Annotated in this window: 21 protein-coding genes; all 21 read right to left on the reverse strand. The window is 34.0% G+C overall.

Going from position 1 to position 19477, the window contains the following annotated elements; all coding sequences use genetic code 11:
- Positions 1–23: 23 nt before the first annotated feature.
- A complete protein-coding gene (locus ABUA27_RS03685) occupies positions 24–272 on the reverse strand; it encodes a TIGR03905 family TSCPD domain-containing protein (protein WP_040389980.1) in 249 nt (82 codons plus the stop codon).
- A gap of 18 nt (positions 273–290) precedes the next feature.
- The gene (mgtE, locus tag ABUA27_RS03690) at positions 291–1634 is read right to left on the reverse strand and encodes a magnesium transporter (protein ID WP_022424426.1); all 1344 of its coding nucleotides are present in this window, start codon (positions 1632–1634) and stop codon (positions 291–293) included.
- A 105-nt stretch (positions 1635–1739) separates the two neighbouring features.
- The gene (locus ABUA27_RS03695; RefSeq protein ID WP_129981334.1) at positions 1740–3029 is read right to left on the reverse strand and encodes a galactokinase; all 1290 of its coding nucleotides are present in this window, start codon (positions 3027–3029) and stop codon (positions 1740–1742) included.
- A gap of 82 nt (positions 3030–3111) precedes the next feature.
- Positions 3112–4275: a cation diffusion facilitator family transporter gene (locus ABUA27_RS03700; RefSeq protein ID WP_129981335.1), complete on the reverse strand. Its 1164-nt coding sequence runs from the start codon at positions 4273–4275 to the stop codon at positions 3112–3114.
- 43 nt (positions 4276–4318) lie between these two features.
- Positions 4319–4675, reverse strand: coding sequence for a hypothetical protein (locus tag ABUA27_RS03705; protein ID WP_022425662.1), 357 nt, complete (start codon positions 4673–4675; stop codon positions 4319–4321).
- Between the two features lie 36 nt (positions 4676–4711).
- Positions 4712–5500: a histidinol-phosphatase HisJ family protein gene (locus ABUA27_RS03710; RefSeq protein WP_349820237.1), complete on the reverse strand. Its 789-nt coding sequence runs from the start codon at positions 5498–5500 to the stop codon at positions 4712–4714.
- On the reverse strand, positions 5493–6962 hold the full coding sequence (locus ABUA27_RS03715) for a UDP-N-acetylmuramoyl-L-alanyl-D-glutamate--2,6-diaminopimelate ligase (RefSeq protein WP_129981337.1): 1470 nt from the start codon (positions 6960–6962) through the stop codon (positions 5493–5495). The genes ABUA27_RS03710 and ABUA27_RS03715 overlap by 8 nt, the downstream gene beginning before the upstream one ends.
- 44 nt (positions 6963–7006) lie before the next feature.
- On the reverse strand, positions 7007–7648 hold the full coding sequence (hisIE, locus tag ABUA27_RS03720) for a bifunctional phosphoribosyl-AMP cyclohydrolase/phosphoribosyl-ATP diphosphatase HisIE (RefSeq protein WP_022425664.1): 642 nt from the start codon (positions 7646–7648) through the stop codon (positions 7007–7009).
- Positions 7645–8415: an imidazole glycerol phosphate synthase subunit HisF gene (gene hisF / locus ABUA27_RS03725; RefSeq protein ID WP_349820238.1), complete on the reverse strand. Its 771-nt coding sequence runs from the start codon at positions 8413–8415 to the stop codon at positions 7645–7647. Before hisF ends, hisIE begins: the two co-directional genes overlap by 4 nt.
- A complete protein-coding gene (gene hisA, locus ABUA27_RS03730; RefSeq protein WP_349820239.1) occupies positions 8405–9124 on the reverse strand; it encodes a 1-(5-phosphoribosyl)-5-[(5-phosphoribosylamino)methylideneamino]imidazole-4-carboxamide isomerase in 720 nt (239 codons plus the stop codon). Before hisA ends, hisF begins: the two co-directional genes overlap by 11 nt.
- The gene (gene hisH / locus ABUA27_RS03735) at positions 9118–9726 is read right to left on the reverse strand and encodes an imidazole glycerol phosphate synthase subunit HisH (protein ID WP_287968298.1); all 609 of its coding nucleotides are present in this window, start codon (positions 9724–9726) and stop codon (positions 9118–9120) included. The genes hisA and hisH overlap by 7 nt, the downstream gene beginning before the upstream one ends.
- Position 9727: 1 nt before the next feature.
- Complete coding sequence (gene hisB / locus ABUA27_RS03740; protein ID WP_022425668.1) at positions 9728–10315, reverse strand: imidazoleglycerol-phosphate dehydratase HisB; 588 nt, start codon at positions 10313–10315, stop codon at positions 9728–9730.
- Positions 10316–10318: 3 nt separating this feature from the next.
- Positions 10319–11614: a histidinol dehydrogenase gene (gene hisD / locus ABUA27_RS03745; protein WP_349820240.1), complete on the reverse strand. Its 1296-nt coding sequence runs from the start codon at positions 11612–11614 to the stop codon at positions 10319–10321.
- 1 nt (position 11615) lies between these two features.
- Positions 11616–12239 carry an ATP phosphoribosyltransferase gene (hisG, locus tag ABUA27_RS03750; protein WP_337472302.1) on the reverse strand — a complete coding sequence of 208 codons (624 nt, stop codon included), beginning with the start codon at positions 12237–12239 and terminating at the stop codon, positions 11616–11618.
- Complete coding sequence (locus tag ABUA27_RS03755) at positions 12232–13194, reverse strand: ATP phosphoribosyltransferase regulatory subunit (RefSeq protein ID WP_349820241.1); 963 nt, start codon at positions 13192–13194, stop codon at positions 12232–12234. The genes hisG and ABUA27_RS03755 overlap by 8 nt, the downstream gene beginning before the upstream one ends.
- Positions 13195–13502: 308 nt before the next feature.
- Positions 13503–14876, reverse strand: coding sequence for a sialate O-acetylesterase (locus ABUA27_RS03760; RefSeq protein ID WP_129981344.1), 1374 nt, complete (start codon positions 14874–14876; stop codon positions 13503–13505).
- A gap of 9 nt (positions 14877–14885) precedes the next feature.
- Entirely contained in the window at positions 14886–15704 is an 819-nt protein-coding gene (locus tag ABUA27_RS03765; protein ID WP_129981345.1) for a MurR/RpiR family transcriptional regulator, read from the reverse strand.
- A gap of 22 nt (positions 15705–15726) precedes the next feature.
- A complete protein-coding gene (locus tag ABUA27_RS03770; RefSeq protein WP_129981346.1) occupies positions 15727–16362 on the reverse strand; it encodes an SGNH/GDSL hydrolase family protein in 636 nt (211 codons plus the stop codon).
- Complete coding sequence (locus ABUA27_RS03775) at positions 16359–17837, reverse strand: DUF4127 family protein (protein WP_287514070.1); 1479 nt, start codon at positions 17835–17837, stop codon at positions 16359–16361. Before ABUA27_RS03775 ends, ABUA27_RS03770 begins: the two co-directional genes overlap by 4 nt.
- 1 nt (position 17838) lies before the next feature.
- Positions 17839–18579, reverse strand: coding sequence for an HAD-IIB family hydrolase (locus ABUA27_RS03780; RefSeq protein ID WP_129981348.1), 741 nt, complete (start codon positions 18577–18579; stop codon positions 17839–17841).
- A gap of 3 nt (positions 18580–18582) precedes the next feature.
- A partial coding sequence (locus tag ABUA27_RS03785) for a PTS sugar transporter subunit IIC (RefSeq protein ID WP_349820242.1) occupies positions 18583–19477 on the reverse strand: 895 nt, incomplete at its 5' end.

Below are 19477 nucleotides of genomic sequence, written 5' to 3' on the forward strand. Positions count from 1 at the left end.
GGCAGATTTCTCTGCCTTTTTAATTATTTGATTGCTTCTTTTAATGCATGTGCAAACTGATCTGCACAAGATGTATTTTTCATACCACAAGTATTGCCTTCTAGAATAGCTACGATTTCTTCTGCTTCTTTACCTTCTACAAGTTTACCAATGGCTTTTAAGTTACCATTACATCCTCTAGTAAATACAACGTTATGAATTGTATGACCTTCTAAGTCAAAATCAATAGCGGTTGCACAAGTTCCTTTAGTTTTATAAGTAAAATGTTCCATAACCATATCCTCCATCTCTTATATTAACAAAGGAAGGAATAATGTGGCAAGACCTAAAAAGAAGAAAAAGCCCATACAGTCTGTCACAGTTGTGACAAATACACCTGATGCAAGTGCTGGATCAATATTTAAACGTTTTAAGATAACTGGTACTAAATAACCTGCAATATTAGCTGCAAGCATATTTAAGATCATAGCCAAACCTGCGACTAAACCAAACCATGGATTACTAGCAAACCACCAGGCACCAAATGCGACAATAATACCAATCACAATACCTGATAATAAACCAACAGTGATTTCTTTACAGAAGATCTGGAAGGCATTGTCTTTATCTACTTCACCTAAAGATAAACCACGACATAAGATAGTAAGTGACTGTGTCCCTGCATTACCACCCATTCCAGTAACAATGGACATAACTGAAGATAAAGAGACAACCTTGGCGATTGTAGATTCAAAGTTTGCGACAACTGCAGCAGCCATAACAGCTGTAAATAAATTGACAATAAGCCAAGGAATACGGCTCTTTGCAGATTCTAATACTGTAGAATCTACACGTTCTTCACCACTCATACCAGCCATTAAGTTGATATCTTCTGTTGTTTCTTCTTCCATGACATCCATAACATCATCAATTTCAATCACACCAAGCATACGATACTCTGAATCAACAACTGGCATCATATAGAAGCCATATTTCATAAACTTCTTAGCCACTTCTTCCTGGTCCATATTAACGTCTACTGTCTTTACATTGGGATTCACAATATCCATGATTGGTGTATCGAAAGGAGAAGATACAATATCTCTTAATGAAATAACACCTTTTAATACCTTCTCCTTATCTAAAACATATAAGTAATAGGTTGTATCTTCTTCAACCTGTGTTTGTAAGTATTCTAATGTCTTTAATACTGTATTATTAGCTTTAACAGAGATAAACTCTGTTGTCATAATGCCACCAGCAGTGCTTGGATCATATTTCAACAGGCTCTCAATATGTGTCTTATCCTCTATGTCTAATTTAGATAATACATCTGCACGTTCTTCTGGATCATCTAGTTCACCAATCAAATCGGCTAATTCATCATCACTCATCTCATCTAAGATAGCACTCTGACGATCTTTAAGGAATGTTTTAAGGATTTCATACTGCTCATCCTCATCCTCTTCTTCCTCAATAACATCCGCAATAATATCATTTGGGAGTTTAGAGAGAATATTATTTAACTGACTATGATGATCCTGTAATACATCAAGAATATCCGCGGGGTGAATATCATCTATCGCTTCCTGAATCTGTTCTGAAGTCCCATTTATTAAGAGACTCGTAAGATGTTCTTTTGTCATCTTATCCATGTTATTCACCCTCCTTGTATATATAAAAGTCCTTTGCCATTTTATCATTTTTTATGTTAAATCTAAAGTCTTATGATGTAAAACTATTACAAAAAAAGTCATCGTTTAGATGACTTTCATAGCGCCCTGCTGTCTAATATGAGTGACATAGCAACAATGTTTACCCATATACTTTTCTATTTCATTCTTATACTTTCTAGCATAATCATTTTCTACAAATACCTGGATAGTACCTTCAAAACCAGGACCATGTACTCTTACTACACCTTTATCTTTTAGAATCTTTTCACTCATACAAATTGCGAGAGAAATGTTCTGATGAGAAGGATCTTTTGAAGAATAAACATTCTGCAAATATTCAAATGAACTATTACCTGAACGTCTGATTTGAATCTTGAATTCATGGAAGTTACCATCTCTTAATGCCTTTAATTCCTTATTAACACGCTTTTCTTCACTATAGAAATGCATAGCACGTAAAATAGCTCTATCTGAACATACTTTACGCATTGGAATGATATGTTCATAGAATTCATTTTCATCTACTTCTCTTAAGAATTCTTTACCAAAATATTTGGCTACTGATCTCATTTCTTCAATGATAGCACGATATTCTTTCGTTAAGTTAGCTGGTACATCTTTTGTATCTACTATGCATAAAGAATGATTGAACTGTTCAAACTTAATCATCTGTTTCTTAATAAGTGGTTTCTTAGGATCCTTGAAATCAATCTTGATTAAACCACCAATTGCACAAGCCGCCTGATCCATTAAACCACATGGTTTACCAAAATAGATGTTTTCAGCATACTGTGCAATCTGGGCAATAATCAATGGATTAATAGAACCACTATTGTATAAACCATTTAAAATAGTGGCAAGAAGTACTTCTATTGCAGCACTTGATGACATACCTGAATAAAGTGGTACTTCACTTGTAATATAAGCGTTAAAACCACCTACTTCATAACCTAATTTTTGGAACTGAGATACAATACCTTTAATTAAAGATTCAGTTGTACCCTGTTCATCAAAAGCTAACTTTAATCCTGCTTTACTAATTGTGATAGGGCGAATATCTGGGAATCCTTCAGACACAAGTCTTACAACATTGTCATCTGTAGGTGTAACAACCGCAATAATATCACGGTTAACAGAACATGCAAGCATCTTACCGTGCTGATGATCTGTATGCATACCACAGATTTCACTACGTCCTGGTGCACTATAGATTTCTACTTCTTCATCACCATATAATTCAATAAACTGCTTTAAAGCAGTGACATAACGATTCTTCTGCTTTGTAAGTCTTGCATCTTCTATATAAAGATCCTTGATTAGTGCTTTATATTCCCCTTTGTTAAATCCTGTAATAATCTTACTTGCTTTCTTCACTTGAATCACCTCGAATATATATATGAAATTATTGTTAGTTATCTATTAAGATTTTAACATTTCTGACCATAGTTGTACACTTCTAGACAAATGAATATTCGAAATTAATCACACAATAGTATGTAGTATTCATTTCTTTGACCTTAGAAGTAATTAATTTATTAAGTTCCTTCTTACTATATTTATCATCCTTCATTAATACATCAAAGACAAGATTAGTATGTGTAGGACCTCTCACTATTCTAAAGTCATGGATAGAAAGTGATGAATCAATAGATTCTACAATACGAGTCACTTTATCTCTTAAATCATTTGTGAGTGTATCATGGATATCAATAGGATCCATATGGATTGTAGTAAGAATATGGAACTTCTCCATCATTGCACGTTCAATATTATCTATTTCATCATGAGTTGTCATCATATCAACAGAAGCATCTACTTCACAATGAACAGTTAAATAACGACGTCCTGGTCCATAGTCATGCATCATTAAATCATGTATACCCATAACACAATCATAACTCATTAAATAATTTTCTATTTCTTTAATTGTTTCTGGATCTGGTTTGATACCAAGAAGTGGATCAATGGTTGATTTTGCGATAGAGATACCAGAAATGACAACAACAACAGAGACTGCTGCACCAATAAGACTATCCACTGGTAGATCAGTAACTAAAGAAGCTACTAGAGCCACAATAGTGGCAGAAGTTGCCATGACATCATTCATACTATCCTGGGCAGCTGCTTCTAATGCGGTTGAATTGATTTCTTTACCTGCTTTACGATTAAAGTAACCCATCCATATCTTAACTAATACTGAGAATATCAAAGCAATAAGTGCAGGAACACTGAACTTGACTGCTTCTGGATTAAAGAGTTTTAAGACTGCATCCTTTAAACTCATCAAACCTACTAAAATAATTAAAAAAGAAATGCCTAAACCTGTAATATATTCAAAACGTCCATGACCATATGGATGCTCTGCATCTGGATGCTTATTGGCTAGCTTAAAGCCAAAGAATGTCGCAATGTTACTTCCTGCATCCGATAAGTTGTTGTAACCATCTGCAACAATAGAAACAGAATGAACTAATGTTCCAAAAATAAGTTTAAATACTACAAGTATAATATTACATACTATAGAAATAATAGAACAGACTGTTCCATATTGTTCTCTTACATGTGCATCTTCTGTATTCTTATAATCACGTATAAATGTCTTTATTAATAACTGATACATAAATATTCCCCCTGATTATTAAAAAAGAGAAAGGAACCTTTCTCTAAAAAATTGAAACAATTTTTCTAACGTAAACGTTTCTTCCATCACGTCTTACAAGTTCTAATTCATCCATTTCATCAAGATAGCCTTCAATCTTTGCGGCATTGACTTTCTTATTCGCAATCTTAACTAACATCTCAATAATTGCAGGAGAATCATCTTTTACATAGGCATTATTATCCTGATCATAATGTGGTTTGTTCAATAATGTATTTAATACAGCCACATAAGCCCATTTGACTTCTAGTCTTATAAGGTTATACTGCATCCCATTAAATAATTCACCAGGAATGTAGTATTGATCATTTTTTTCGCTATTTAGTTCTTCTACATCATCTTTTGTAAGTATTTCTATCATCTTTATCTCTCCCATCTCGCCTATTATAACATAGACTTAATTATCTTTCACTCTTTTTGTGAATGTAGTTACATCGTCAAATCCAATTTCCTGATAATGTTTTAAAACATCTTCTACATGTTCCCCTACACGATCGCTTGTATGAGAATCAGTACCCACTGTAATTATTGTACCACCTAGTTCTTTATAACGCTTCACAATATCAAAATTAGGAAAACCACATGTCTTATTTAATGCATATCCTGATGTATTAACTTCAATACCCTTACCCTTTTGAATAAGTGTCTTTAAGATTTCATCAATAATATCCTGATATAACTCATGTTCTACACGTTTATCTTCATAAGGACCATACCGCATAATATAGTCTAAATGACCTAAACAGTTGAAACAGTCAAATGTCTGTACACATTTTAATGTTTCTTCAAAGAATTCTCTATGTGCTTCTTCTTTTGTTTTACCCTTGAAGAATTCTCCATAATAGAATTCTGTATGATGAATGACATGAATAGAACCAATAACATAATCAAAAGGACATTGTGCTACAAAAGTGTTGATTTCATCAATATGATCCATGTCTAATCCAACTTCTACACCAATCTTAATAGTAATACGATCTACATATTCATTCTTCAAGGCACTCAGTTCCATAAAATAAGCATCTGTATCTAGATCAAATGTATCAATAGGATAATCAAAATCACGGTGATCAGTAAAACATATTTCATCTAATCCCACTCTAATTGCCTGTTCAATATATTCACGAGGACTTGCTTCACTATCACCACTAAAATGCGTATGCATATGATAATCAATCTTACGCATTAAGTCCACGCTCCTTCTTATATTCCTCTAATACTTCTGTTTCAGAGAAATGGCGTGTCACTTCATCTTCACCAATCATATAAGTTTCATGACCTTTACCAAGTAATAAGACAACATCACCCTTACAAGCCATATCTAATGCATGATAGATGGCTTCTTTACGATCAGGAATAATCGTATATTCACCATGATACTTATCAATACCCACTACGATGTCCTTGCAGATATCTACAATCTTTTCTCCTCTTGGGTTATCTGCAGTCAAGATAGAATAACCACCATGCTTTGCGACTACTTCACCCGATTCATATCGTCTTGTTTTAGAACGTTTTCCTCCACTGCCATAAACTACAATTAACTTATTAGGATTATATTGTTCTACAGTAGAAATAATACTTTCAAAAGAGACACCATTATGAGCATAATCGATTAATACACTATAATCAGGTGAGACATGCATAACCTGTCCTCTACCTAATACATGAACCTGTGGTAATGTATTTTGTATATTCTTTGTAGGGACATCAATTAAATAACAGATCATAATTGCGACTAATGCATTATAAGCATTAAACTTACCTGGCATAGAAGCTTTAAAAGAAGCATTAATTAATCCCTTTGTATCAAAGGTAATACCTAATTCACCATTCTCATTATAAAGTTCAATATGTTCCGCTTTTAAATCACTGTCTTTTTCAATGCTGTATGTTAATACCTTGCAAGGAACATCCTTTGTGAACTCTTCAAAATGTTCATCATCCTTATTAAATAAACCAACCTTACAGAAATCAAATAAATGTTTCTTACATGCCATATATTCCGCAAAATCCTTATGTTCATTAGGGCCAATATGGTCAGGTGAAATATTTGTAAAGACACCATAATCAAATTCAATACCAGCCACACGGTTCATCTTTAAAGCCTGACTTGATACTTCCATGACACAATATTCACAATCATGTTCTACCATCTTTCTCATGATACGCTGTAATTCATAAGATTCTGGTGTTGTATTGGCTGTAGGTTCATGAATATCTCCAATAAAAGTACCATTTGTCCCAATAATACCAACCTTCTTACCTGCATGTTCTAGAATAGACTTGATCATTAATGAAGAACTCGTCTTACCCTTTGTTCCTGTAATACCAACAACCTTTAATTCTTTACTAGGATAATTAAAATAAGCACAAGATAATAAAGCCAACGCAATACGTGTATCCTTCACCTTAATATAAGTCATACCTTCTTTTAAAGGGACATCCTGAGAAATCACAATCGCATGAGCACCCTTTTCAATCACCTGATCAATAAAATCATGTGCATTAAAAGCAGCACCAACCATACAGACAAATAAGCTGCCTTCTTCTACTTTACGTGAATCATAAACTAATGTTGTAATATCTACATCTTTATTCCCAATGATTTCATATTCAAAACCATTTAATAACTTTTCTAATTTCATACAAACACCTCTCTTACAAGATTATAACAAAAAAAAAGAGAGAATTAAATCTCTCCTCTTGTATGGAATACTTTTTTGTTGCCTGTCACCTTATGTCTTTCCTTTAATTTATCTAAAACATCATCTACAGTTAAACCATAGGCATTCATTAAGACTAATACATGATAATATAAATCACCGATTTCACCAATCAAATCTTCTTTAGATGTATTTTTAGCTGCAATAACTGTTTCAGTGGCTTCTTCTCCAACCTTCTTACAGATCTTATCAATACCTTCATTTAATAAGTAGTTTGTATAAGACTTTTCTACTGGATGTACTTTTCTATCTTCAATAAGATCATAAAGTTCATGCGCAAAATCACTATTGTCATAAGGAATTACTTCATTAAAGAAACAAGAATAAGAACCTGTATGACAAGCAGCTCCGACTTGTTCTACATAAATAACGATTGTATCTAAATCACAATCTAAATATAGACCCTTAATATGCTGGAAATGTCCTGATTCTTCACCTTTATGCCATAGCTTATTTCTAGAACGTGAATAGAACCAAGTATCTCCTGTTTCTAACATCTTTTCATAGGCTTCTTCATTTACATAAGCAAGCATTAATACTTGTTTAGTCTTAACATCCTGTACAATGGCAGGTACAAGACCATTCATTTTCTCAAAATCCGGTTTCATTGCTTATTTCTCCTTACTGGAATACCTGCCTGTGCACAGGATTCCTTAACTTCATCCACTGTCGCTTCACCAAAGTGGAACAAACTTGCAGCTAATGCAGCATCGCAGTCTGTTTCTTTAAAGACATCTACGATATCTTCTTTACCACCACAGCCACCACTTGCGATTACTGGAATATTGACTGCTGCCACTACTGCTTTCAACATATCGATATCAAATCCATCTCTTGTTCCATCCGCATCCATACTTGTAAGAAGTATTTCACCAGCACCAAGAGATTCACATTTCTTAACCCATTCTATTAAATCGAGTCCCGTATTTGTACGTCCGCCTGCGACATAGACATCCCATCCAGAATGATCATCACGTGCTTTCGCATCTACTGCCACAACAACACATTGAACACCAAACTCATCACTGGCTTCCTTAATAATATTCGGATTCTTGACAGCAGTTGAGTTAACAGATACCTTATCTGCACCTGCCGCAAGAATCATACGAAAGTCTTCGACAGTACGAATACCGCCACCCACACATAGTAGAATAGAAAGTTCATCAGCCCCTCTTTGGATGAGGTCCTTGATGATGTCTCTATTTTCATAAGTGGCAGTAATGTCTAGAAAGACAACTTCATCTGCACTTTGACGGTCATATTCTTTCGCTAGTTCAATTGGGTCACCAACATCCTTCAGGCCAACGAAATTAACACCTTTTACAACCTTCCCATCTTTAATATCTAGACAGGGAATAATTCTTTTAGCCAGCATTTTCAATGACCTCCTTTAGATTAATACGCCCTTCATAGTATGCCTTACCTACAATACAAGCATAATAATCACGTTTATTTACTTCATAGACATCTTCATCATCTTTTACACCACCAGAGACGACAAAGTTAATCTTAGAATTAGCGTGTATTTCTTCATAAAGAGGGAAAGAAGGTCCTGTGAGAGTACCATCCTTAGAGATGTCCGTACATACTATATATTTCACACCTCTGTCTTCTAGTTGATGAATAAATGTCAAATAATCTACATCACTTGTTTCAAGCCAGCCAGCAATACTGACCTTTCTATCTCTTACATCTACTCCTACGACTATTCTTTCTGGTCCATACTTCTTTAATGCTTCATCAAGAAAAGCAGGATTCTCAATAGCAGCTGTACCAAGAATAACACGATCTACCCCAATCTCCTCTAAATACATAGAGACTGTATCCATATCACGAATACCTCCTCCTAATTCCATTGGAATAGAAATAGAAGCACGTATTCTTTTAATTGTTTCTTTATTGGTTGCATGGGCATCTTTTGCACCATCTAGATCTACTACATGAAGATACTTTGCACCCATCTTCTCAAATCCTGCTGCTAATTCTTCAGGATGTGATGAATAAACAACTTTCTTATTGTAATCGCCCTTATAAAGACGGACTGCTTCTCCATCTTTTAAATCAATGGCTGGAATAACTAACATGAGACCAACTCCTTAAAGGCACGTAAGATCTTCTTACCAATCTCTCCACTCTTTTCAGGGTGGAACTGCGTACCCATGACATTATCTTTATATACAAAAGCAGTAATCTTCTTACCACCATAATTCACATAAGCCCCAATCTCATCTTCTGGACAACGAGCACTATATGAATGTACAAAGTAGACATAATCGCCTTCTTCTACATACTTTAATAAAGGATGAGACTGTTTAATAACTAACTGGTTCCATCCCATATGTGGAAGTTTTGCATCGACTTCCATCTTATCGACAGAACCTTTTAAGAATCCTAATCCTTTTGTATGTCCATTCTCACTGCCTTCTTCAAATAAAAGCTGCATTCCAATACAAATACCAAGTATTGGTGTTCCCTTGTCCTTCACTTCATTCAATACAGGTACAAGATGACATGCTTCTAAATTACTCATAGCTGCAGGAAATGCACCAACACCTGGAAGAATAATGCCATCCGCCTGACGAATAACTTCAGGATCATTTGTGACAACTACATCCATCCCCTGTCTTTTACAGGCATTTGTAACTGATCCTAGATTTCCTACATGATAATCAATAATCGCAATCATTTTATAACACCCCTTTACTTGATACTACCTGCCCAATATGGGCTTCATCAATTGTGACAGCCTCCTTGATGGCACGTGCCATAGATTTAAATATTGCCTCTATAATATGATGTGTATTCTTACCATAATGTTCATTAATATGTAAAGTCATGAAACAGTTATAGGCAAATGCACGGAAGAATTCTTCTGTCATTTCTACTTCATAGTTACCTAGATGAATATTATCTAGTTCTACATTAAAAACTAAATAAGGACGTCCACTGAAATCTAAGTCAGTCGTTACAAGTGCTTCATCCATAGGAATAGTGAAATGACCATAACGAGTAATACCACGCTTATCACCTAAAGCCTTATTGAAGCACTGTCCTAAGACAATCCCTAAGTCTTCTACAGTATGATGAGAATCAACCTGTAGATCACCCTTACATCTTACCTTTAAATCAAAATTACCATGGAAAGCAAGAAGCTCAAGCATATGGTCCATGAACCCTACACCTGTATCCACATCTGCTTCTCCTTTACCATCAATATTTAAAGAAACATATACATATGTCTCTTTTGTCTGTCTTTCTATTTCTGCCTGTCGCATAATTTAATCCTCAAAGCGTACCTTGATACTATTAGCATGTGCATCTAAACCTTCTAGATGTGCAAACTTCATAATATCATCCTTGAATGTACCAAGTACTGCCTGTGGATAATAGCTGAAAGCAGAATGCTTTACGAAATCATAAACACCTAACGCACTATAGAACTTAGCAGTACCACCTGTTGGTAATACATGGTTTGTACCGCTCATATAGTCACCTAATGGTTCTGGTGTATACTCACCTAAGAATATAGAACCAGCGTTCTTGATATTTGGTAATTGTTCTAATGGGTTATCTACTAATACTTCTAAATGTTCAGGTGCAATCTTATTAGATAAGTTAATACCTTCCTTGATACTATCTACAATAACAGCACCACCATAGTTATCTAACGAAGACTTGATGATATCTTTACGAGGTAAATCTTCTACCTGTCTAACTAATTCTTTATCTACATTCTTTACTAATTCTTTTGAAGTTGTAATAAGAATCGCACTGGCAAGCTTATCATGTTCAGCCTGACTCATTAAGTCAGCTGCGATATATTTAGGATTTGCGTTCTCATCAGCGACAATAAGAATTTCACTAGGTCCAGCAATCATATCAATATCAACGACTCCATAACATAACTTCTTTGCAGTTGCGACAAAAATATTACCTGGACCCACAATCTTATCTGCCTTCGTAATTGTATCAGTTCCATAAGCAGCAGCGACAACACCCTGTGCTCCACCACATTTATAAATCTTAGTAATACCAGCTACATAAGCAGCAGCTAAAATAACATCAGAAACCTTACCATCCTTCTTTACTGGTGTAATAATATAAAGATCTTCTACACCTGCAAGTTTTGCAGGTACGGCATTCATCATAACAGTAGAAGGATAAGTAGCAGTTCCACCTGGTACATATAAAGCCACTGTAGCGATAGGACGCACTAATTGTCCCATGATAACGCCATTATCCTTATACATAGTCCATGATTTTTCAATCTGGTTCTTATGATATTCAGTGATCTGATCCTTTGTGCGTTCTAGAATCTTCATGAATTCAGGTCCTACATTAGTAATAGCATCCATGATTTCCTGTTTAGAAACGATGAAATCATCCTTTCTAGATACGTGGAAACCATCAAACTTAGCACAGTATTCCTTTAATGCATCATCCCCATTTTCACGTACATTATTAATGATCTCACTGACTGCCTTATTGACTTCTTCAGATATTTCAGTTTTTCTTGTATGAAGTTTATTTTCTAGTTCTTCATAGTTTCCTTTATAAATCAATTCTTTTAACACTTTAGTGATCCCCCTTCTTTAGTGCATCCACTAGTTTGAATATTTCATCCTTCTTATATTTTAAAGCCACTTTATTCACAACCATTCTTGTAGAAATATCTGAAATCTTTTCAATCACTTCAAGACCATTGGCCTTAAGTGTAGATCCTGTTTCTACAATATCTACAATCGCATCAGATAAACCAACTACGGGTCCTAACTCTACAGAACCTTCTAGTTTAATAATTTCTACATCCTCCTGTTTAGATGCGAAATATTCTTTTGCGGTCTTTGTATATTTAGAAGTAATACGTTTACGACGATTAAATGTCTTTGTGCGGTATTCTGGATAAGCCGCTAACGCAAAATAACATTTACCAATCTCTAAATCTAATAACTCATAATAATCATCAAAATCAGATTCATCCAAAGTATCCTTACCAACAAATCCAACATCCACAATACCGTGTTCCAGGAAAGTCAATACATCATTTGCTTTCGCAAAGATCATTGAAATACCATCTTTTGTCTCTATTAATAACTCTCGATTTTTATTAAAAATAGGATCCATATCAAAGCCCTGCTGTTGTAATAACTTACATACCTGCTTTTCTATTCTTCCTTTAGTAATCGCAATCTTAATCATTGGCTTCATTCTCCTTTCCTATTGCATCCAATACATTATTTAAATGATATGAGAATCCAATAGAAGGTACGTTCTTATAGAAATGATCAAACAAATGGTCATAACGTCCTCCCTGGAGAATTGGATGGGCACTATAATAAGAGAATCCCTTCATCATAATACCTGTATAATAACTTCTCTCAGGTACCATACATAAATCAAAGATAATATTCTCTTTATGCTTAGAGAACTCATACAATGATTCCATCTCTTCAATAGCCTCTAGAAGTTCATCATCCTTCACAATCTCTTTCACTTCTCTTAAACACTTAATATCCCCAAAAGCACTAGGAAGAATTAATAAGAGTTTATTTAAATCTTCGTCAAAATCATGTGCTTCTACTAAATGTTTCATATCAGAACTTTTCTTTTTCTTTAAGATATCAGTAAGAGAACGATCCATTACAAGAGTCATTAAACGCTTATAGAACTTTGCAGAACCAAGTTCTAGTTTTAAATCACTTAAACCGATATCCTGCATTGTTTCTTCAATTAGTGATAAGCATTCCTGATCTCCCTCACGTCCTGGAAGACCAAACAACTCAATACCACCCTGGAACAATTCAGAACTTCTACCTTTATGTCGTGCCTGGGTACGATATACCTTACCAAAATAACTATAACGTCTTACTTCATCTGTATGAGCGTTACTATAAATACGTGCAATAGGTACAGTAAAGTCAGTTCTTAAAGTGATACGCTTTCCTTCATGGTTAATGAACTGAAACATTGTTTCTTCATTTGTCCCAAAACCACTTAACAAGTCTGCATATTCAAATGTAGGTAATAATAACTCCTGGTATTCATGTGCATTGAATGTTCTTCTTAAATGTTCTTCAATCGTACGCATTAAAGAAGCGTCCATTCTAGTTGCATCATTACTTTCTTCAGGAATCAGATATTTAAATTCTTCCAAAGTTATGTCCCCCTTATATATAAAAAGGAACAGGTCAATGACCTGTTCCATTATGTCATTGTTTCGTGTCCGTTTTTTTGAGTTGTATGTCAAAACGGGCTGTATCTAATTGATATAACCCTAACTAGAACCACGATGGTGATGGTGTAAATTGTTGACAAAAATTGTGTTTTTCATAAATAATCACCTCAGTTTTTAATATACTACCACATTTTATTTATAAAAAAAAGTATTTTAGTGAAGTTTTATATATAGTTATTGATAAATCATTTGCCTATTTACTGTAAAAAAAAACACCCTTAGGGGTGTTATCTCTTAATTCTAAATGGAGAAGCTGGAATACCTTCTACACTTTCTATTTCTACTTTAGGATTATCATCATTCGCATAAGCTAACATATGATAATTCTGAACTGGTATAATAAGCTTTCTATTTTTAATATGCCCTATACAGGCATGTCCATCTACAATTAAATGAACATCATTTTCTTTCATATCCTGATCATATGTCAAAGTCTCTTCATCTAATATAGGTGTAACTGGTGTATTCTTTTCATAAAGATAATGAGCCACACTATAAGCCAGACGTTTTCCTACTTCCTCTTTACTTGCTGGATGAATATAATCTGGATCACCTGTTTTAAGCGCCGTAACAAGATATGTATCTTTTATAGAACGTACAACGTCTCTTTGCACACGTCTTATTTCATCAAAGTGACTATTTTTATATTCAGGTAATTGAATAATAAAAAATGGAAAATCTTCGTGATAAGCACGACGCCAGCTTTGTATCAATGTCTTAAGTAGCTCACTGTAATACATATACTGTGGACTATCTTCCTCCCCCTGATACCATAACACTGCTTTGACAGGATAATCAAGAGTACATTTAAACATATGTTCATAAAGACTACCTGGTCTTCGATAATCATAATAACCTTTTGGAGGAGGCCATGGAGTATGTCCTACAATATTCTTAATTTGGGAAAGAGTCATATCAGGATGTGTATTAATACATTCCTTTAACTCTTTTTGATAGTTATTAAATACATTGTAATACTTTTCGGTTTCTTCTTTTTGTATATCTAATGATGGTAAATCATCATAATACGGATCATATACATTCTCTTTAAGTACATTGTTCTTTTTAAGAACTTCTTCTTCAATCCAGCATGAAGCACTTGTACCACCTTTATTATTAGAAATAATACCGATTGGTATATCTTCATCAAGATAATAACTAAAAAATGAAGCCACTGCAGAAAAGGATGACACTGTTTCTTCATTAAGTTCTTTCCATCTTTGATTATCGGCCTCAAAAGGATAGATATACTTTGGGACTGTCATGATACGAACATTAGAACGATATAAAGGAAGTTTCTTTTCCTTTGACTCTCTCATCTCTAATTCCATATTAGATTGTCCTGCTGCAAGATAAACATCACCTACAAGAATATCATTCAATACAAGCATATCTCTATCATCTGTAAGAATCATACGATAAGGTCCACCAGGTTGTTCTATTTTAAATGATATCTGCCATCTCCCATCGTTGACAGGCACTTTATATTCCTTTTTTAAAAAAGTCATTCTTACTTCTTTTTCTTCAGAAGTACCTGAAAGAATTATATCTTTATTTCTTTGTAGAACCATATGATTTGAATATGGGTAATCTAATTCCATTTTTAACACCTACTTCTCAAACTTATAATCTATTGAATTCAATATCTCCTTTAATGACTCTAATTTATCTGATTTATTATAATTTAGATAATGTGTATAGATAATATCCGTCATGACTAAAGCAGGAAACTCAGCAGAAATAATATGTGATACTGTCACATTCTTCACATGAGCCACCTTAACAATTTCATCAATAATATCATCATGATAAGCACGCTGCATAGAAGTCATAAGAACTGTTGTCGCATTCTTTTCATGCGCACGTTTAAGTCCCGCAATAACATTTGGATTACTTCCTGAAATAGAAATTCCTATTACTAACGACTCTGACTGAACACGCGGACTATTGGCAGTAATATCACTTTCTGAGTTAATAGCTTCCGCATCAAGACCTAAACGTATTAAACGTGATGCAAATTCCTTTGCGACAAGACCACTTGAACCAATGCCATAAATAAACACTCTTTTTTTTGAATCAAGAAGCTTTGCGATACGTATAATCTGATTATTATCCACTATCTGATAAGTCTGTTCCAATACTTCCTGATATTTATGTATAGAAAATGATGTTAATTGATCTAAACGCTTATTTTCTTTCATATTCGCATTAAAAGAAAAAACAAACTCTCTATAGCCACTAAAACCTAATTTCTTTGAGAATCGAGATAAAGACGCTTCTGAAACATATATTGTGGAAGCAACAGCCTTACTAGAAAAATCTTCTATTGTTCCATGAAGAAAATAGTCCGCAATCACTTTTTCTACTTGTGTAAAACTATCATATTTCTCTTCAATCATCGTTTTTGTACTTTTTAAATAATTATCCATATTATCACCCAAAACTATTCTATCACAAAATCATAGAATCATTGATGATATGCGTAAGGAGCTGATAGCCCTTCTCATTGGGATGAAGGCCATCTTCAAGTAATAATTCTTTTTTGTTTACAAATGAATCAAATGCATTAATGTAATTAACACTATCACCTAGATACTCCACAAAATGTTCATAAATATCTTTTAGAAATGCATTTGAACGTATACCACGCGCATGAGGATATCCTTGAATATCTTCATCACAAGGTAATGGTGAAAGAATAGTAATACGACAATTAGGTAAGTTCTTCTGTATTATACTTACTAACATCTGAATATTCGAGGCAATCTGACGGGGTGAATGTGTCACTGTGTTACCAAGATCATTTGTCCCTACATGTAATAAAACCTGAGCAGGTTTATATTTAATAACTGCTTCATCTACAATCCATAACAATTCATCTGTTGTAGCCCCTGCAATACCACAATTATAAATAGTTTTTTCTGGGAAATATTGATTCATATCATAAAACTCTATAATAGAATCTCCAAAAAATACTGTTTGTCCAGGCTGTGCTGTCTTTTGGTTATAAATAATATCTAACATTCTTTTAAGAGCATCTTCTCTTAATTGGTAAATGCCAGGATTATAAATCATCTGTTCTCTCATTTGAACTTTGCTCCTATCTCAAACATACGATGCCAAGGCATAATAACCTCTATAGAATTAATTGGATACTTATGAGAAATATTTAAAGTAGAATACTCTTTTAATAATGCCTCACCAATTCTTTTTTCTACTAAATCCTCTTTATCTTTAAAATCATAATAAGAAAGTCCGAGTTCAGGTAAATCTTCCTCAATCACCTTTTGTCTTACCTTAGCTTGATAGAAAACATCCTCTATCAAATGATATACAGTATTGGGTGCATGAATCTCTCCTACCTGTATTTCAGAAAGAACAGTCCCTGTTGTATTGCAGTTCGTATTCCATCCTGCATAACCCTTTAATTCTTCTAGAAGATTATAATGATCAAGATATCGAATCAATTCATAATCTCCACCATTCGCATAAGCACTATCAATCACACCTACACTTCTACCTTCTTCAACATATTCCTTAATTCTCTCCACAAAGCTCATTAACTGTCGATAGCTTGAATAAGAGACATCCTTTTTCTTATCAAATGATTCCTGCATAATTTTTCCTGGGCAATTCACTGCCAGAACTATATTTGCGTTAGAATCATCCATTACAAGTCTTGCCCCTGTTACAAGGATATGTGATTTTAAACTTTCAAACATAGGTCTATCCTCATAAAGAGGTACAATCTGTGGACCAAGTATAGAAGCATAAAATGGATAGATCTTAGGATGAACCTGATAGTAATCATTATAAGCTCTCGTCATAAGGGACATACCAACTTCATCAGCACCTGGATAAACCATTACCTTGAATTCTAAACACTTTTCTTTAATTTCTTTAAGAATGATCTTCTGATCTTTTGCGGTATAACCAAAAGGTGAAGAATCATCCTGTGGAATGACAAGAAAATCAATAACATTGTTTTCTAATAATTCAAGTGTTTTTGAATTCATTCTACAGTTTATAAGTCGTCTGTCTTCATAGTCTCTGATTACTTCTTCAGGTATATGAAGACTATTCTTTTCAATTTCTTCTTCACTCGTTAATGTTTCTCTTTCTTCTTTATCCTCTAAATACTTCTTTTTAAAAAGTGCATAACCATAATCTTCATAATAATCTGGCTCCTCCTCACTCGAATTATATTGAGGACAACGCATAATACATTGAAATGCATATATTTTAAGATGAGGATTAAGTGTCTTTAATTCCTGAAGAACATCTAGATGTTCTTCTAGAATATCCTCTGTAAGATGATGCAGTCTTGAAGAAAGTAATCCTCCATAAAGAAGCATATCTAGTGAAATAACTAAAGCATCCTGAGTGACTGCTTCTTTTAATAAATACTGTCTAATCTTATTAAATGAAGCAGGAATCTTCTTTTTTGGCAGGATATCCAATGGAGGCATTGTAAGATGAACTGAATGGTTAGAAGACACAATCATCTGAGGATAAATATAATTACATGGTCTTTCATCAAGTGGTAATAATAAGATACGCATACTACTCCTCCTTTATCTTTTCTAAAGCTTCTAAAATACTTTCTACGCAAATAGCACCTTCTACTTCTTCTTTTACATAATAGAATCGATGTGCATATTCCAACATTGCAAGATCACTTTCACTATCACCAATTGCATAGACTTCATCCTCTGGATACATGGTGCGAATAGCTTCTCCCTTAGATATATGTAATGGAACAATTTCTAATGATGTCTTACTTGTAAGAATCGCATCTACCTGTGTAAATTTCTTCTTTATAACTGTTTGGATTTCTTTTAAGTAATCCTCTTCCCCTACAACAAGATAAAGTACAACAGGTTGATAGGGTATAATATCTTTAAAATCCTCTTTAATAATTGATGAATCGTAAAATTCTTTCGGAAAATCCGGATCCCTTGGACTCATCCAATAACGATTAGATACTGTATTCATCTCTACTCTTACATTATACTCCTTTAGTAAATCATAAATTCCCATGGCATCTCGTTTATCTAACAAAGCAGCATTTAATTGATTTCCTTGATAAATCACAGCACCATTTTGAGATATTCTCTCAGTAATACCTAGATGATACTTTCTATTGATGGCTACAATATCATGATCTAATCGACCAGTGCATATAGCAAGTCTATAGCCTGATTCTTGATAATCATTAAGGAGAGAAAGGGTCTTCTCTCCTCCAATGATTTCATTCTTTGTATCAAGTAATGTGCCATCTAAGTCAAACACGATTACTTTCATAAATTATTTTTCTTCTTCCTTTTCTAATTCTTTATCCATTGCCTTAACAAATGGCATATAAATCAAAACAGAAATAACTAAACAAATAGCAGCTGTGATTAAACCGCCAATCTTACCACCTGTTGCAAGGAAACCACCCATTAGAGGAGGTGTAGTCCAAGGTGTCATAACATATGTATAACCCATAAATCCAGTGACAGTCGCAAGTGTACCAATACCTAAGCTGACAAGTGTTACAAGAATCATAGGAATAATTAATACTGGGTTCATTACTACTGGTAAACCAAACATGATTGGTTCAGAAATATTGAATAGTGATGGAATAAATCCAAGCTTTGCGATTTGTTTATAGTCTTTACGTTTAGAAACAATTAAAATAGCAAGAACTAATGCAAGCATATTTCCTGCGCCACCCATGAACATTAAAGAATCAGTAAATGGTTTTGTAAGAATATGAGTTGCAGCATGACCTGCAGTAATTGCAGCAGCATTCTGTGTTAAGTTAATTAAGAAAATAGGTTCTAGGATAGGCTGTGAAATAATATAACCTGTATGAATACCAAATCCCCATAAAAGCATATATAAGAAATAAATCACTACAATACCAGCTGGAGAAGTGATAATTGCAGTAAGTGGAGTCTGAATAAAGTTAAAGATCAAGTCATTTAAAGGTGTACCTACTGCATTTGTAATAAATCTTACAATACCAAAAATAAACATAGTAATAATAACTGGAATCATACTATTAAAGCTTCTAGCAATACCACTAGGAACAGAATCAGGCATCTTGATGATCAATGCTTTACATTTCATTAATCTTCTCATGATTTCCTCCATTTCCCCGCGCCTTCGTTGCGCGGACACAAATATATAACCAAACTCAAATCCACCAAAACTA

The sequence above is a fragment of the Catenibacterium sp. RTP21428st1_D7_RTP21428_210409 genome, from assembly GCF_040227455.1.
GTDB lineage: Bacteria > Bacillota_I > Bacilli_A > Erysipelotrichales > Coprobacillaceae > Catenibacterium > Catenibacterium mitsuoka_A.

Bases quoted from the DNA above. Each gene is read 5' to 3' on its own strand.
- ABUA27_RS03685 (WP_040389980.1), bottom strand. From the start codon at position 272: ATGGAACATTTTACTTATAAAACTAAAGGAACTTGTGCAACCGCTATT.
- mgtE (WP_022424426.1), bottom strand. From the start codon at position 1,634: ATGGATAAGATGACAAAAGAACATCTTACGAGTCTCTTAATAAATGGG.
- ABUA27_RS03700 (WP_129981335.1), bottom strand. From the start codon at position 4,275: ATGTATCAGTTATTAATAAAGACATTTATACGTGATTATAAGAATACA.
- ABUA27_RS03705 (WP_022425662.1), bottom strand. From the start codon at position 4,675: ATGATAGAAATACTTACAAAAGATGATGTAGAAGAACTAAATAGCGAA.
- ABUA27_RS03710 (WP_349820237.1), bottom strand. From the start codon at position 5,500: ATGCGTAAGATTGATTATCATATGCATACGCATTTTAGTGGTGATAGT.
- ABUA27_RS03715 (WP_129981337.1), bottom strand. From the start codon at position 6,962: ATGAAATTAGAAAAGTTATTAAATGGTTTTGAATATGAAATCATTGGG.
- hisIE (WP_022425664.1), bottom strand. From the start codon at position 7,648: ATGAAACCGGATTTTGAGAAAATGAATGGTCTTGTACCTGCCATTGTA.
- hisF (WP_349820238.1), bottom strand. From the start codon at position 8,415: ATGCTGGCTAAAAGAATTATTCCCTGTCTAGATATTAAAGATGGGAAG.
- hisA (WP_349820239.1), bottom strand. From the start codon at position 9,124: ATGTTAGTTATTCCAGCCATTGATTTAAAAGATGGAGAAGCAGTCCGT.
- hisH (WP_287968298.1), bottom strand. From the start codon at position 9,726: ATGATTGCGATTATTGATTATCATGTAGGAAATCTAGGATCAGTTACA.
- hisB (WP_022425668.1), bottom strand. From the start codon at position 10,315: ATGCGACAGGCAGAAATAGAAAGACAGACAAAAGAGACATATGTATAT.
- hisG (WP_337472302.1), bottom strand. From the start codon at position 12,239: ATGATTAAGATTGCGATTACTAAAGGAAGAATAGAAAAGCAGGTATGT.
- ABUA27_RS03760 (WP_129981344.1), bottom strand. From the start codon at position 14,876: ATGGAATTAGATTACCCATATTCAAATCATATGGTTCTACAAAGAAAT.
- ABUA27_RS03765 (WP_129981345.1), bottom strand. From the start codon at position 15,704: ATGGATAATTATTTAAAAAGTACAAAAACGATGATTGAAGAGAAATAT.
- ABUA27_RS03770 (WP_129981346.1), bottom strand. From the start codon at position 16,362: ATGAGAGAACAGATGATTTATAATCCTGGCATTTACCAATTAAGAGAA.
- ABUA27_RS03775 (WP_287514070.1), bottom strand. From the start codon at position 17,837: ATGCGTATCTTATTATTACCACTTGATGAAAGACCATGTAATTATATT.
- ABUA27_RS03780 (WP_129981348.1), bottom strand. From the start codon at position 18,579: ATGAAAGTAATCGTGTTTGACTTAGATGGCACATTACTTGATACAAAG.